Source organism: Corynebacterium sp. 13CS0277, from assembly GCF_002994655.1.
Lineage (GTDB): Bacteria > Actinomycetota > Actinomycetes > Mycobacteriales > Mycobacteriaceae > Corynebacterium.
The window spans coordinates 55,991-69,445 of sequence record NZ_PPDL01000015.1 but is presented as its reverse complement, the minus strand read 5'-3'; the positions used below and the strand labels follow the sequence as shown (position 1 = coordinate 69,445).

Annotated in this window: 10 protein-coding genes; all 10 read right to left on the bottom strand. The window is 68.9% G+C overall.

Features of this window, described 5'->3' with window-relative positions; genetic code table 11:
• Positions 1-285: 285 nt before the first annotated feature.
• Entirely contained in the window at positions 286-576 is a 291-nt protein-coding gene (locus tag C1Y63_RS07860) for a YggT family protein (protein WP_106015908.1), read from the bottom strand.
• A 259-nt stretch (positions 577-835) separates the two neighbouring features.
• Positions 836-1,234 (bottom strand): cell division protein SepF, encoded by a 399-nt coding sequence (gene sepF / locus C1Y63_RS07855; protein WP_158256117.1) that lies wholly within the window; start codon positions 1,232-1,234, stop codon positions 836-838.
• A 327-nt stretch (positions 1,235-1,561) separates the two neighbouring features.
• Positions 1,562-2,362, bottom strand: a complete 801-nt coding sequence (pgeF, locus tag C1Y63_RS07850) for a peptidoglycan editing factor PgeF (RefSeq protein ID WP_106015906.1) — start codon at positions 2,360-2,362, stop codon at positions 1,562-1,564.
• 316 nt (positions 2,363-2,678) lie between these two features.
• Positions 2,679-4,100 carry a cell division protein FtsZ gene (gene ftsZ, locus C1Y63_RS07845; protein WP_233195646.1) on the bottom strand — a complete coding sequence of 474 codons (1,422 nt, stop codon included), beginning with the start codon at positions 4,098-4,100 and terminating at the stop codon, positions 2,679-2,681.
• 712 nt (positions 4,101-4,812) lie between these two features.
• A complete protein-coding gene (locus tag C1Y63_RS07840; protein WP_106015905.1) occupies positions 4,813-5,592 on the bottom strand; it encodes a cell division protein FtsQ/DivIB in 780 nt (259 codons plus the stop codon).
• A 93-nt stretch (positions 5,593-5,685) separates the two neighbouring features.
• On the bottom strand, positions 5,686-7,188 hold the full coding sequence (gene murC / locus C1Y63_RS07835; RefSeq protein WP_106015904.1) for a UDP-N-acetylmuramate--L-alanine ligase: 1,503 nt from the start codon (positions 7,186-7,188) through the stop codon (positions 5,686-5,688).
• A gap of 187 nt (positions 7,189-7,375) precedes the next feature.
• Complete coding sequence (gene murG, locus C1Y63_RS07830) at positions 7,376-8,497, bottom strand: undecaprenyldiphospho-muramoylpentapeptide beta-N-acetylglucosaminyltransferase (protein WP_106015903.1); 1,122 nt, start codon at positions 8,495-8,497, stop codon at positions 7,376-7,378.
• Positions 8,498-8,692: 195 nt separating this feature from the next.
• Positions 8,693-10,507: an FtsW/RodA/SpoVE family cell cycle protein gene (locus C1Y63_RS07825; RefSeq protein ID WP_146128897.1), complete on the bottom strand. Its 1,815-nt coding sequence runs from the start codon at positions 10,505-10,507 to the stop codon at positions 8,693-8,695.
• Positions 10,508-10,523: 16 nt separating this feature from the next.
• Positions 10,524-11,945 carry a UDP-N-acetylmuramoyl-L-alanine--D-glutamate ligase gene (gene murD, locus C1Y63_RS07820; RefSeq protein WP_106015901.1) on the bottom strand — a complete coding sequence of 474 codons (1,422 nt, stop codon included), beginning with the start codon at positions 11,943-11,945 and terminating at the stop codon, positions 10,524-10,526.
• A 306-nt stretch (positions 11,946-12,251) separates the two neighbouring features.
• On the bottom strand, positions 12,252-13,352 hold the full coding sequence (gene mraY, locus C1Y63_RS07815) for a phospho-N-acetylmuramoyl-pentapeptide-transferase (RefSeq protein ID WP_106015900.1): 1,101 nt from the start codon (positions 13,350-13,352) through the stop codon (positions 12,252-12,254).
• Positions 13,353-13,455: the final 103 nt, after the last annotated feature.

The following is a 13,455-nucleotide window of genomic DNA, read 5'->3' as shown; positions in this document are numbered from 1 at the left end:
GGCGTGGCGCACCATGGGGCCCACACCCCGTGACTGCTGAAGCGACACCCGTCAGCCGCACTCGGGCGCAGCCAGTCGCACACACCTCCCCCGCCCACACCCTCCGCCCCGAGGACACGGGGCTGCTGCACGTCTCTGCACGTCTCTGCACGACAAAGGCCCGCAGCCTCAAAAGCGGCTGCGGGCCGTGGGAGTCCTATGCAGTGGTGTCAGGTGCCTGCGAGAGCACCTGGCACACCACCATCGTGGCGGCGGGTCTGAGCGCGCAAGACTCGGGGGTGTGGCTTAAAGGAAGACGCGCTGAATGATGAACTGCGCGACCATGATGAGCAGGAACAGTGCCAGCACACCCATGTCGAGGCCCACGTTGCCGAGACGCACCGGCGGGATGAGGCGGCGCAGCGCCCGCAGCGGCGGGTCGGTGAGCACGAAGAGCACCTCGCTGATGGTGGCGAACCAAGCCGGGGGCCGGAAGTCGCGGGAGAAGGACGCGATCATTTCGATGATGATGCGGCCCAGCACGATGTAGGAGTACAGCTGAAGGGCGACGAGAGCGATGAGTGCGACGTTTTCCACAAGCGCCCACCATACTTGACCGCCGCGCAGAAAGGGTCCTGCGCCTGGCCGGAGGGCACCACGCCCGCACGTGCCACGCCCCTGACATGCGAAAGCCCCGGGAGGCACGCGGCGTCACCGGGGGGTGGTCACCTGACTGGAAGAGGCGTTGCTCTGCACGCGCCTGCACGAGGATCCACCCGCCTTCCACTCCCCCGCAGATTGCGGGGTGTGGGAACGCTGGTGGGGGCAGGCGCAGTACCCGCGTGAACGGGAGCGTTTAGTCGCCCCGGTAGGCCTTGAGGAGTTCGTTGTCGGTGAACAGGCGGTTTTTATCCATGAGCGCCCACACGTTGTCGTCGAGGCGACGCAGCGTGCCCCGCAGGCCGAAGGCCAGGCCGGTGGCGAAGTCGAAGACGCGCTTGGCTTCGTCGTAGGCCATGTTGCTCAGGTCGAAGATAACCGCGTCGCCCTGCTTGAAGGGGTCGCCGATGAGCGGGCAATCGCGGAAGGAATCCACCACGACGGTGACGACGACATCGGTGGCGGGGCGGATCATGTCCGCGGGCGCCATCTCCGGGCGGGCGACCAAGTCCTCATACTCGGCGTAGCTCTCCGGGCCGGTGTAGGCACCGGGACGGAGGCCGAAGTAGTCCTTCAGGTAGTTCATCATGGTCATCGTGGTTCCTCGAGGTTTTTTCGCGTTCGTGCGGGGGAAGACAAAACAAACGGGCGACGCCCCGGATCCTGCGTGTTCCCCCATAGTGCGGGGGAGAAACACAAGCGCCGTGCGGGCGGTGTCCACGGTAGCTCAGCGGGCAGGATTTCTGCTGCTGACACGCACCGTTTTTAGGGATTTTTTATGTTCCAATCCCTCGGTGGCGAAGGCTCACTTCAACCACCACAAGTTCGGATATGAGTGCCCCGGCCGCGGCCGGGACGGGGTGGGCCCGTGGGTGCCGCGCGCATTCACTCGCACGCCACACACGGGCACCGGTGGGCGCCGTTACAGCGCCTGCAGTGGGGCTCCGGTGAGGAACCCCAGGGTCGCCTGCCGCCCGCAGGTGCCCTGCCGGCGGTAGGAGAAGTAGTTGTCGTCGGTGATGGTGCACTCCGGGTTGACGGTGACGTTGTCGATCCCGAGCTGCGCCAACTGGTGGACGATCCCTCGTCGCAGGTCGAGCCCCGCGGTGCCAGCCCGTGTCGTGACCCGACTGCCGGGCAGGTGCTGCTCGACATCGCGGGCCATCGCCTCCGGCACCTCGTAGAGCGCGCCGGAGGCCGCCGCCCCAATGAGGACGTGGATGGTCTCCGGGCGGGCCCCGAGATCCTGCATGGCGGCCACCGTGCGGGGCACGATGCCATTGCGCGCGCCCAGGCGTCCGGCGTGCGCGGCGCCGACGACGCCGTGCACCGGGTCGGAGAACACCACCGGCACACAGTCGGCGGTGAGCACCACGAGCGCGAGCTTTGCTGTGGTCGTCACCAGGGCATCCGTGGCGGGCACGGGCCCGCCCACAGGCTCGTCGACCTGGGTGACGGTATTGGTGTGGAGCTGCTCCATGTACACCATCCGCTCCGGGGGTAGGTCGGCGATGCGGGCCAGGCGGGCGCGGTTGGCGGCGACATGCTGAGGGTCATCACCGACGTGGTCGCCCAGGTTGAAGGAGTCGTAGGCACCGGTACTCACCCCGCCGTGGCGGTTGGTGTACAGGGTGCGCACGGGCCGCTGCTCCGGGGGGAGGCCGCCGGCGTACTCGACGTCCGCGTCGTGTGCTTCGGGCCCGGTGGGAGCAGGTGAGGCCATGTGTTTCTGCGTCCTTGAACAATCGCTGCCCCAGAACCAACCGCGCATGGCGGGTGTCTCAGCGGGCAGGGGTGGATGGGAGACAAGTTCGGCCCATCGGCGGGGACAAAGCCACTCCACGGGCGGGAAGAAGAAAAAAGGGGGTAAGGCTGAGGTATCGGCCCATGCGCGGGCTCCACCGGCATGCGCGGGGCGTGCAGGTGGAGTCTGTGCACTGGGACGACACACCGGGGTGTGTCACACCAAGAAGTCCCAGGGGGCAGTGGGTGCCGACCTTCGGGGCGCGCAGCGCGCCCCCAGGGCCGTTCACGCGCCCTTAGAGGAAGTCCGGCACCTCAAGGTCGCGGTTGGTATCGCGGCCGTGGCGCTCCTCGCGGGGGTGCTGGCGGGGCGCCTCGTAGGAGGTGCGGTCGGTGTAGAGGCCCGGGCGCTGCGGCTGCGCAGGCGGGGTCGGCTGCACCGGCTGCTGCGGGGGCAGCTGCTGGTGGGTCGGCTGCGGCTGGGCCACCGGCTGGGCCGGCTGAGCGGGCTCGCGGTGGATGTCCTGCTGCTGCGGGGCGGCGTACTCGCCGGCGCGCGGGTTGGTGAAGGACAGCGAGGGGGCGGGCTCCACAGAGGGCTGGGGGGCGACGACCGGCTGCGCGGCGGGAGCCGGGGTGGGGTTGGTGTCGGCGACGAAGGCGTCCGGGGTCGGCTGCTGCAGCGGCTGGTTGACCTGGGCGGCCTGCTTCTTCTGCTCCGCCTCGGCGGCCAGCGCGCCCGCCGCCTTCTCGCCCTTGATGTCCTCGTTGAAGCCAGCGGCGATGACGGTGATGCGGATTTCGTCGCCGAGGTTGTCGTCGAGGACGGTGCCGAAGATGATGTTGGCGTCCTCGTCGCAGAGGTCTCGCACGACAGAGGCTGCGGCGTTGACTTCCTTGAGGCCGATGTTGGAGCCGCCGGCGATCGACATGAGCACGCCGCGGGCGCCGTTCATGGAGGTCTCCAGCAGCGGGGAGTTGATGGCGTGGTGCACGGCCTCAGTAGCGCGGTCCGGGCCCGATGCGGAGCCGATACCCATGAGCGCGGAGCCCGCATCACTGATGACGGAGCGCACGTCGGCGAAGTCGACGTTGATCATGCCCGGGGTGGTGATGAGGTCGGTGATGCCCTGCACGCCGTTGTGCAGCACGTCGTCCGCCTTGCGGAAGGCGTCCATCATGGACAGGTCGTCGACGTCAAGCGCCAGCAGGCGGTCGTTCGGGATGACGATGAGGGTGTCACACACGGCGGCGAGCTCAGCGATGCCCTCCTGCGCCTGGCGGGTGCGGCGCTTGCCCTCGAAGCCGAAGGGGCGGGTGACCACGCCGACGGTCAGCGCGCCGAGCTTCTTCGCGATCGACGCCACGACCGGGGCGGCGCCGGTGCCGGTGCCGCCACCCTCGCCAGCGGTCACGAACACCATGTCCGCGCCGCGGAGGGTCTCTTCGATCTCCTCCTTGTGATCCTGCGCCGAGGTCTCACCGACCTTCGGGTCGGCGCCGGCACCCAGGCCACGGGTGGCCTCACGGCCGATGTCCAGCTTCACATCAGCGTCGGAGAACATCAGGGCCTGCGAATCGGTGTTGATCGCAATGAACTCAACACCCTTCAGGTCCTGCTCGATCATGCGGTTGACGGCGTTGCAGCCGCCGCCACCGACACCAACGACCTTGATGATGGCCAGGTAGTTCGGGCTCGGGGTGTTCGGCGAAGTCATAGGGGGAAGTCTCGCTTTTCCGGTTGGAGGGGCTTCTTGGTTGGTTTACATCTTGAAGCACGGGCGAGCGTTTTCGGCGCACATTTTGACCCGCGTGTCTTACCCTCAAGCTTTACTTTAGGGTTTTTCACCTGCGGTTTTAGGGCACCCACCCACCACTTGCTCGACGCTTTCTACCAGCCGCCCACTATGGCCCGCGCCACCGCCACACAGTCAGTGAGCGACACCCCATAACGCAGCGCACCCGCCCCGCCCGGCAAGAACCGCCGCCACCCCCGCACCCCACACCCGACCGCCACGACAGGCGCGAACCCCAACATCTAGCGCCCACGCCACCCCCACACCACAAGACGACGCCGCAGACTCCACGCACCAGCGCCCGTCCATTGCCCGCACAGGGCACATATACCCCGACAGATTCCCCGCCGGTACGCGCCACGCACCCCACAGGCGATCGCACCACACGCCCCGTACGCACCACGTGCCGCATCGGCGTCACGTGGGCGACGCGCCGCCGCGCAGCATCACCCCTCCCCCGCCACATCCGGGCCCCCATCCCACACCCCGGCAAGGAGTGGGCAACATCACAGTCGATTCAGGCCCCGCGCGTGTCGCCATCTGCATCATGCGGAAAATCGCATGAGTGGTGGGGTGGTGCGCCGCGCACGACAAAGGCCGCGCCCTTTTTTCAGGAGCGCGGCCGTCGTGGACGTTAATCCTTGCGGGTCACCAAATACGGGTCGGAGACGTTCCACTCCTGCCCCGGCTGGGTCAACACCGTCGCCGTGACGCGGGCTTTGTGCTCCGCGTCCTCACTGCTGCCCCAGTACACGGAGCGCTCCTGCGTACACCGCAGGGTGATCCGCTCCGGGGAGGTGATGTCGATGGCCTCCACCTGGGCGCGCACCTCCGGCGCGAGGCTCGCCACCACGTGGGCCGCCGCCTGCAACACCTGCTGATCCTCCCCGTCGGTGCCGATGACCTCGACGGTGCCGGCCGGGGGCGCGGCGATGACGAACTTCGCCCCCTTGGTATCGACGAGGATCTCCCCTTCCGGGGCGCGGAGGAACAACAACGGCTCGTGCTCCTGCACGGTGACGTCCACCGTGTCGGGGGCGTGCTGGTGGATCTCCGCCTTGACGACCCACGGCAAGGCAACCACGTTGCGGACCGCCTGCCCCATGTCGATGCGCAGCAGGTTATCCCCCTCCTGGATGCCGGTCGCGTCGACGACCTGCTGGTAGGGGGTATTGGTGTTGCCCTCGACGGTGATGGTGCGGACTTGCAGCACCGGCACCGCCATGAGCAGCACCCCGATGATCACACCAGCGACGATGAGCGCACCGGCGCCGAAAGCGATCTTGGTGCGCAGCGCCAACTGCCGCCACCCCGACCCACCCGTCGCCTCCTCGACCGCGCGCTGCGCTGCAGCGTCATCCACGCGGATGTCGGCGGGGTCGTTCTCGCGGGCGGGGTCCGGAATGTGAGGCATGCGGGGTGTCCTTGGGGCGCAAAAGAAATTGGGGCGGGCGAACAGCGGCACACAGCCCGCCGCGGGTGGCGGGCGTGCCGAGGCGGACGGGGGTTACTCCCCGTAGGCGAGGCGTTCGAGAATATCGTCGGCGAGCATCGTCACGGACCCCGCACCCATGGTGAGGATCAGGTCCCCGGGCTGCGCGACGGAGGCCACGCGCTCGGCCACCTTCGACATGTCGGGCTCGTAGATCACCTCGGCGCTGACCTTGTCGGAGATGGTGCGCCCGTCCACACCCGGCACCGGCTGCTCCCGGGCACCGTAGACGTCCAGGACGATGACCTTATCCGCCAGCGACAAGGCGTCGGCGAATTCCTGCGCGAACTCCACGGTGCGGGAGTACATGTGCGGCTGGAACACGACGACAACCTGGCCGCCCTCCCCCTGGGCCTGCAGCTTCGCGTGGGAGGCCTTGAGCACCGCCGCCACCTCAGTCGGGTGGTGGGCGTAATCGTCGAAGACCCGGGCACCCAGGAACGGGCCCTCGGCGATGGTGCCACGGTGCTCAAAGCGGCGGCGCACACCGGTAAACCCACTCAGGCCCTCGGCGAGGCGCTGCACGTCGCCACCCGCCAGGGCGGTGGCCAGGAGGGAACCCGCCGCGTTGAGCATCATGTGCTCGCCGGGGACGTGGCAGTCGACGTGCACCTCCTGCGAGTCCTGCCCCTCGAGGTCCACCCGGCAGTCAAAGCTCGTGCCGAAGTCCGTGACCTCAAACGAGGTGATGATGGCTCGGGCGGGGATGTCCGGGTGGGCGTCCGCATCCGCCTGCAGGCCGTAGCCCGCCACCCGGATGCCGCGGGCCTGCGCCCGCTCACCCAGGGCCGCCGCGCCCTCGTCGTTGAGGCACACCACGAGCGTGCCCTCCGGAGTGATGCGGTCGGCGAACTTATCAAAGACCTCGTAGTAGGCCTCCGCGGTGTGGAAGTAGTCGAGGTGATCCGGCTCGACATTGTTGACCACCGCGATCGTCGGCCGGTAGCGCAGCAGCGAGGCATCCGACTCGTCGGCCTCCGCGACGAAAATATCGCCGGTGCCGTGGTGGGCGTTCGTGCCCGCCTTGTTCAACTGTCCGCCGATCGCGAAGCTCGGATCCAGGCCCGCGGCCTGCAGGGCGACCACCGACAGCGACGTCATCGACGTCTTGCCGTGCGTGCCGGCCAGCAGCAGCTCCGTGTACTCGCTCATGAGCTCGGCCAAGAGGTCGGAGCGGCGCAGGATCCGAATGCCGTGCTCCTTGGCGGCCACCAGCTCGGGGTTATCCTGCGGGATCGCCGCGAAACTCGTCACCACCGCCGTCGGCAACTGCCCACCCAGGGTGAGGTTCGAGGCCTCATGCCCGATAGCAACATCCGCGCCCATGGCGCGCAGCGCCAACACGATGCGGGAATCCCGCATATCGGAGCCGGTGACCGTGGCCCCCTTGGCGAGCAGAATCCGGGCCACGCCCGACATCCCGGCGCCACCGATACCGATGAGGTGCACGCGGGACAGATCCACGGGGGTGGTGTCCTCCGGGGTGGTGGAGGGGGTGGGGGCAGCAGAGTCAGTCATGACACACCTTCACTGGCTCCCCGCGGCCACACCCGCGCGCGCAGCGCGGGAGGGAAGCGGGGAGACAAACATAAAAACAACACGAAAAGCTTGGTGCACCTCGCGGCAGCCAGAGGCGGCCACCCACGACGCGCAGGAGAAGAAGAGAAAGAACAGTCACCGCGACCAGGGCGAGATGCCCGCGGGGCTAGCTGCGGCGGGCGGCCACCGCGTCGGCGATACGGCGGGCGATGACTTCGGCGGCGTTGCCCGCCTCCGATGCACTTGCCGCGTGCCGCATCGCGGCCGCCTGATCGGCGTCACCCAGGATCTCGGTGACGTGGCGGACCACCACCTCGGGCGACAGCTCCGCGTCGGCGACCAACCGGGCCGCGCCGGCGGCCACCACGGCTTCGGCGTTGAGCGCCTGCTCGCCGTTGCCGTGCGGCAGCGGCACATACACCGCCGGCACCCGGGCGGCGGTGGTCTCCGCCACCGTCATCGCCCCGGAGCGGCACACCACCATGTCGGCGACGGCGAGCGCCAAATCCATCTCGGCGATGTACGGCACCGGCACGTAGCCGGGGTGTGCCTCCGGCAGGGGGTTCTTCTTCCCCACCGCGTGGAGGATCTGGAAACCCTGGTCGGTGATCTCCCGGGCGGCGGCCTGCACCGCGCCGTTGATGGACTGCGCGCCCTGGGACCCGCCGGTGACGAGCAGGGTGCGCTTGGCCGGATCGAGGCCGAAGTGCGCGTAGCCGCGCTGCGCGCGCTCGGCCAGCACACCCGGATCGGTGGCCGCCAGCTCGGCGCGGATGGGCACGCCCACCACGTCGCCGGCCAGGCCCGAGTTCGGCACCGCGTTCAGCCCCACGCCGCCCAACGCCACGCCGAGCTTATTGGCCAGGCCCGCGCGGGCATTGGACTCGTGCACGAAGAACGGCAGCTTGAGGCTGCGGGCCGCCAGGTACGCCGGGGCGGACACATAGCCACCGAAACCGATGACGGCGTCAGCGGAATGCGCCCGCAGCACCTCGCGGGTCTGCCGCACGGCGGCCGCCACCCGGCCCGGCAGCTTCAGCAGCGCCAGGCTCGGCTTGCGGGGCACCGGCACCGGGTCGATGAGTTTAAGTTCCACGCCGCGGGCGGGGACGAGGTCAACTTCCAAACCTTTAGGCGTGCCCAGGGCCACCACGTCGGCGTCGAAGTGGGTGCGCAGCGCGTCCGCGACCGCCAGCGCGGGCTCAATGTGGCCGGCGGTACCGCCGCCAGCGACGACGACGCGCAGCGGCCGGGGCGTTGTGGGATGCGGGCTCGTTGGGGTGCTCAACTGGAACTTCCACCACCTTGGGGACAAACGTCGGGGAGCAAAAAGACAAAGCAAGCGCCGGCGCGCAGCCGAGCTCTAGCTGTCCAGTCTAGGCCCGCTCGGTGGTTCAACCCCGCTGCGAAACGTCGGCGCGCCCCACCTGCGACAACCGTGCGCGGCACACGCACCGACTCAAGGCCCACGCACCCGCGTGCGCTAGCGGCGGTCCGTGCCGCGCCCGCGGCGCTGGCCGCCGCGCGGGGTGCGGCGCTGCTCCCGGGGAGAGCGGCGCTGGTCACGCGGCTCGTACTCGGTCCGTTCGCGGCGCACCGCGCCCCGGGCCCGGCGGGGCGTGTCCTCGTGCGCACTGTCGGCGCCCAAACGCCCCCGGCCGCGGGGCGGGGTGCCGGCGGCCCCGCCACTGCTGCGCGCCGCGCGGCCACGGGCGGTCACCGGCACCTGCCGGCTGCTGCGCGGCTGCCGGGAGGTGCGCGCAGCAGAGCCTGCGGTACGCGACCCCCGACCGGTGTCCTCCCCAGCAGTCCTGCGCGCGGACGCATCCTCGCCACCGCGGGGGCGGCGCCGGGTGGGCTCCTCCGGGGCATCTGCCCGGTACGGGCGGGGTGCGGGCAAACCCAACCACTTGTCGAAGTTGCTGCGGCCCCGATCCGCGATCGCGGAGACGTGCTCCGGCTCGTGGCGGGCACAGTTCGCCACCAATCCCAGGGAGGCCAAGGTGATGATCGTGGAGGTACCTCCCACCGAGATCAGCGGCAGCTGAATACCCGTCACCGGCAGCAGGCCGACGACGTAGCCGATGTTGTACAACGCCTGGAAGACGATGCCCAGCACCAGGCCACCGGCCAAGAACCGCAGGTAGGGGTCGGCGTTGCGGCGGGCGGCCCGCAGGCCGAAGAACCCGAGGAACACGAACAACAGCAGCACCATGATGGCGCCGACGCTGCCGAGCTCCTCGCCGACGATGGCGAAGACGAAGTCGTTCTTCGCCTCCGGCAGGTAGAACCACTTCGCGCGCGACTGGCCCACACCGACACCGAACAGCCCGCCCTCAGCCAGGGAGAGGAACCCCTGGTAGGACTGGAAGGCCTCGTTTTGGGTATTCGCGAAGTCGCCGGTGAAACCGTCGAGGAAGGTCTGCAGGCGGGAGGCGCGGAAGTTGTTGCCGGAGGAGCCGTGGCCGAACCAGATGAACGCTAGCGCCAGCGGCACGAACAGCGCCAGGGCGCTGCCGATGGACTTGTAGGAGGCGCCGCCGAGGAACACCACGATGGAGCCCACCACAAGCACCGTCAGGGTCATACCGAGGTCGTTTTCGGCGAAGATGAGGCCACAGACCAGCACCATCATGCCGGTGTAGACGATGAGCCTGTCGACCCGGTCGAGCAGCGGGATGAGACGGGCGCGGCGGCCGGCCAGCCAGTCGGCACCCCACATCACCAGGGCCACCTTGGCGACCTCACTGGGCTGGAGGCGCAGCGGGCCGAACTTCAGCCACGACTGGGAGCCCTTCTCCGCCTCGCCGATACCGAGCGGGGTGAACACCAGCAGCAGCAACACCACCGCCAGCACCATGAGTGCCGGGGTGAAGCGCCGCAGCTGCGCCGGGGAGATCCGCAGCGCGAAGTAGAACGCCACGGCTCCGAGGCACACCATGATGAACTGGCGCAGGAACTGCCCGTACACGCTCGCACCGGAGATGTACTGGCCGGAGTCGTCGTAGAACGACGACGGGCCGGTGATGCTCGCCGCCATGATGAGGCCGACGAAGGTGAGCGCACCGGTGATGATAAGCAGCATCGTGTAGTCGACGCTGGGGCGAGACAGGAAATCGGCGACGTTGTCGCCGATGCGGCGCGCCAGGCCCCGGCTGCTGGTGCGGGCGGGCTGTGTGGCCCGGGGCGGTCGGCCCGTGGCCTTGGTGTTCGGCGCGGTGGCGCGACCGGCCGTGGCTTTCTTCGCGGCGGGGCTGTCCTGCGGCACCCGCCGGCGGCGGGAGTTGCGTGCATCCATGGTGGTCTCCCCGTCGTTAGTGTGCGGCGCGGGCTGCGGCGGCAAACAGGTCGCCACGCTGCCCCATGCCCTGGAACATGTCGAGGCTGGCAGCCGCCGGGGCCAGCACCACTGCGTCACCGGGCTGCGCGGCGGCGATGGCGGCGGCGACAGCGGCATCCATGGCGCGGGCGGGGTCGGTGTCGTCGATGAGGGTGACCGGCACCTCCGGGGCCGCGTCTGTCAGCGCCTCCGCGATGAGCGGGGCGTCGACGCCGAGCAGCACCGCCGCCCGCAGGCGCGGCGCGCAGGACGCAACGAGGGGGCGGACATCCGCACCCTTGAGCTGCCCGCCGGCCACCCACACCACGTGCGCGAAGCCGGCGAGTGCCTGCTCTGCGGCGTGGGGGTTGGTGGCCTTAGAGTTATCCACGAACACGATCGGGTCAGCACCCGGTGCCGGGGTCAGCCGGTGCACCACCTGCCCCCGGTGGGGGGCCACCTCAAAGCCTGCGAGCGCGGCGGCGATCTGCTCAGCTGTAATCCCCTGCGACAGGGCGATCGCGGCGGCCGCCAACGCGTCCAAGATCCCCGCCGGCCCCTGCGGGCTGATGTTGTCGGCCGGGCACAACGCACCCGCCCCACAGGCATTGTCGTAGAGCATGCCGTCGCGCACGCCCAGCTGGCCCGGCTTCGGATCGCCGGCGGTGAACTCGATGACGCGGGTCGCGGGGTCGTTGAGGCGCTCCAGCTGTGCGGCGGCTGCCGCACAGTCCACGCCCACCACGGCCACGTCGCCGACGAGTGCGCGCGCCTTGGCCGCCGCATAGCCGGGGTAACCGCCGTGCCAGTCGAGGTGATCTTCCGCCACGTTGAGCAGCGCGCCCGCCGCCGGGTGCAGCGTATCCGACCAGTGCAACTGGAAGGAGGACATTTCCGCCACGAGCACATCCACCCGCGGGGTAGCGGTCAGCGCGTCGCCGATGGCGACACCAATGTTGCCCACCGCCTGCGCGGTGCGCGGCCCCTGCTGCATCATGGCCGCCAGCATCGCCGTCGTCGTCGTCTTCCCGTTCGTGCCGGTGACCACCAGCCAGGTACGCGGCGCGCCGAAGCAGCCCGCCTGGTCGAGCTGCCACGCCAACTCCACGTCGCCGATGACGCGGTGGCCGGCGGCCTGCGCCGCCTGCAGCAGGGGTGTCTCCGGGCGCCAGCCCGGGGAGGTCACCACCGCGCTGAACTCCCCCAGCCGCCGGGCGGCGTCCTCGGTCGACACCGAGTCGCAGCCGGTGGCCTCCACGACGCGGAGGCGGGCGGTTTCGTTATCGTCGGCGATGGTGACGTGGACGCCCAAAGCGCTGAGCATGTGGGCGCAGCCCGCGCCGGACACGCCCGCGCCGCACACCAGCACCTGGCCGCGCAGGTTCTCCGGGAGGCGGGGGGATGCAACAGAAGTCATGGTTTCTTCGAGTTACCTTTCAGCAGCGGGGGCGCGCACCGCCACGCCACAGCACACTCACCTGACAGGAGGCGCGTGTGCTGCTGGGTTCTGGGCCCGCAGGCTGGGGGCAACCTGCGTCGACGGCGGTGGACAGTCGTCATCAGTTGATACTACTGGTGCGCCTGTGACACCGAGGGCGAAGACACTCGCACACCCCGCACCCGGGCGCTCCCCCGCACACCCCGACATACGCCGACGCACCGCCAACCCCGGGGAGATTCCAGGGGCGGCGGTGCGTCGATGAGGGTGGCTCGACCGAGGTGCTTAGACGCCGGCGGCGTAGAGCCAATCCGAGTAGAACAAGGCCACACCGACCAGGCAGGCCATGGCGGTAATCAGCCAGAAACGAATGACGACGGTGGTTTCCGCCCAGCCACCATTTTCAAAGTGGTGGTGGAAGGGAGCCATGCGGAAGAAACGGGTGCCGCGGGTGCGGAACACGATGATCTGAATCGCCACGGAGGCGGCCTCGATGACGAACAGGGAGCCAATGATGATCATCAGCAGTTCCGTGCGGGAGGCGAAGGAGATACCGGCGACCAGGCCACCGAGTGCAAGCGAACCGGTGTCGCCCATGAAGATCTTCGCCGGGGCGGCGTTCCACCACAAAAAGCCCAAACATGCGCCCATGCCGGCGGCGGTGAGCACCGCCAGGTCCAGCGGGTCGCGCACCTGGTAGCAGCCGGGGGCGGCGGCAATGGCGCAGGAGTTGCGGAACTGCCAGAAGGTGATGATGGAGTACGCGCCCATGACCATCGCCGTCGACCCCGCCGCCAGGCCATCAAGACCATCGGTGAGGTTCACGGCGTTCGACCAGGCACTGATGACGAACACCACGAAGATGAGGAACACGATCATGCCGAGGATCCCGGCGCCGACCTTGACGGGGAAGGTGTCGATGTCGCGGATGAACGACAGCTTGCCGCTGCCCGGGGTGAGCCCCTTGTCGTTGGCGAAGCTCAGAATTCCCCAGCCGAACAGCAACGACACCACCAGCTGGCCAATGAGCTTGGCCTTCTTATTGAGGCCCAAGTTCCGGCCCTTGGCGAGCTTGATGTAATCGTCGGCGAAGCCGAGCAGGCCGAGGCAGATCGTCAGCGCGAGCACCAGCAGACCGGAGGCGGTAAACCCGCCGGTGCCGCGGGCCAAGGAAATCAGGTTCGTACCCACGTAGGCGACCACGATGCCGGTGAGGATCGCGATACCACCCATGGTGGGGGTGCCACGCTTCCGCAGGTGAGACTTCGGCCCCTCTTCGCGGATTTCCTGGCCGAGGCCCTCCGCGCTGAAGAAGCGAATCAGTACTGGTGTGAAGAAGATCGACACCAGGAAACTGAGCGCCCCACTGATAATGATCTGTTGCACGGTTGTTTTCCGGTCCTTTGTGCGTAGTCGACGTCCACGTGCCACGCGCACGGCATGCACGGGCGTGTTCGGTTCGATTTCACAGCGTATCGGTTGCGCCGTG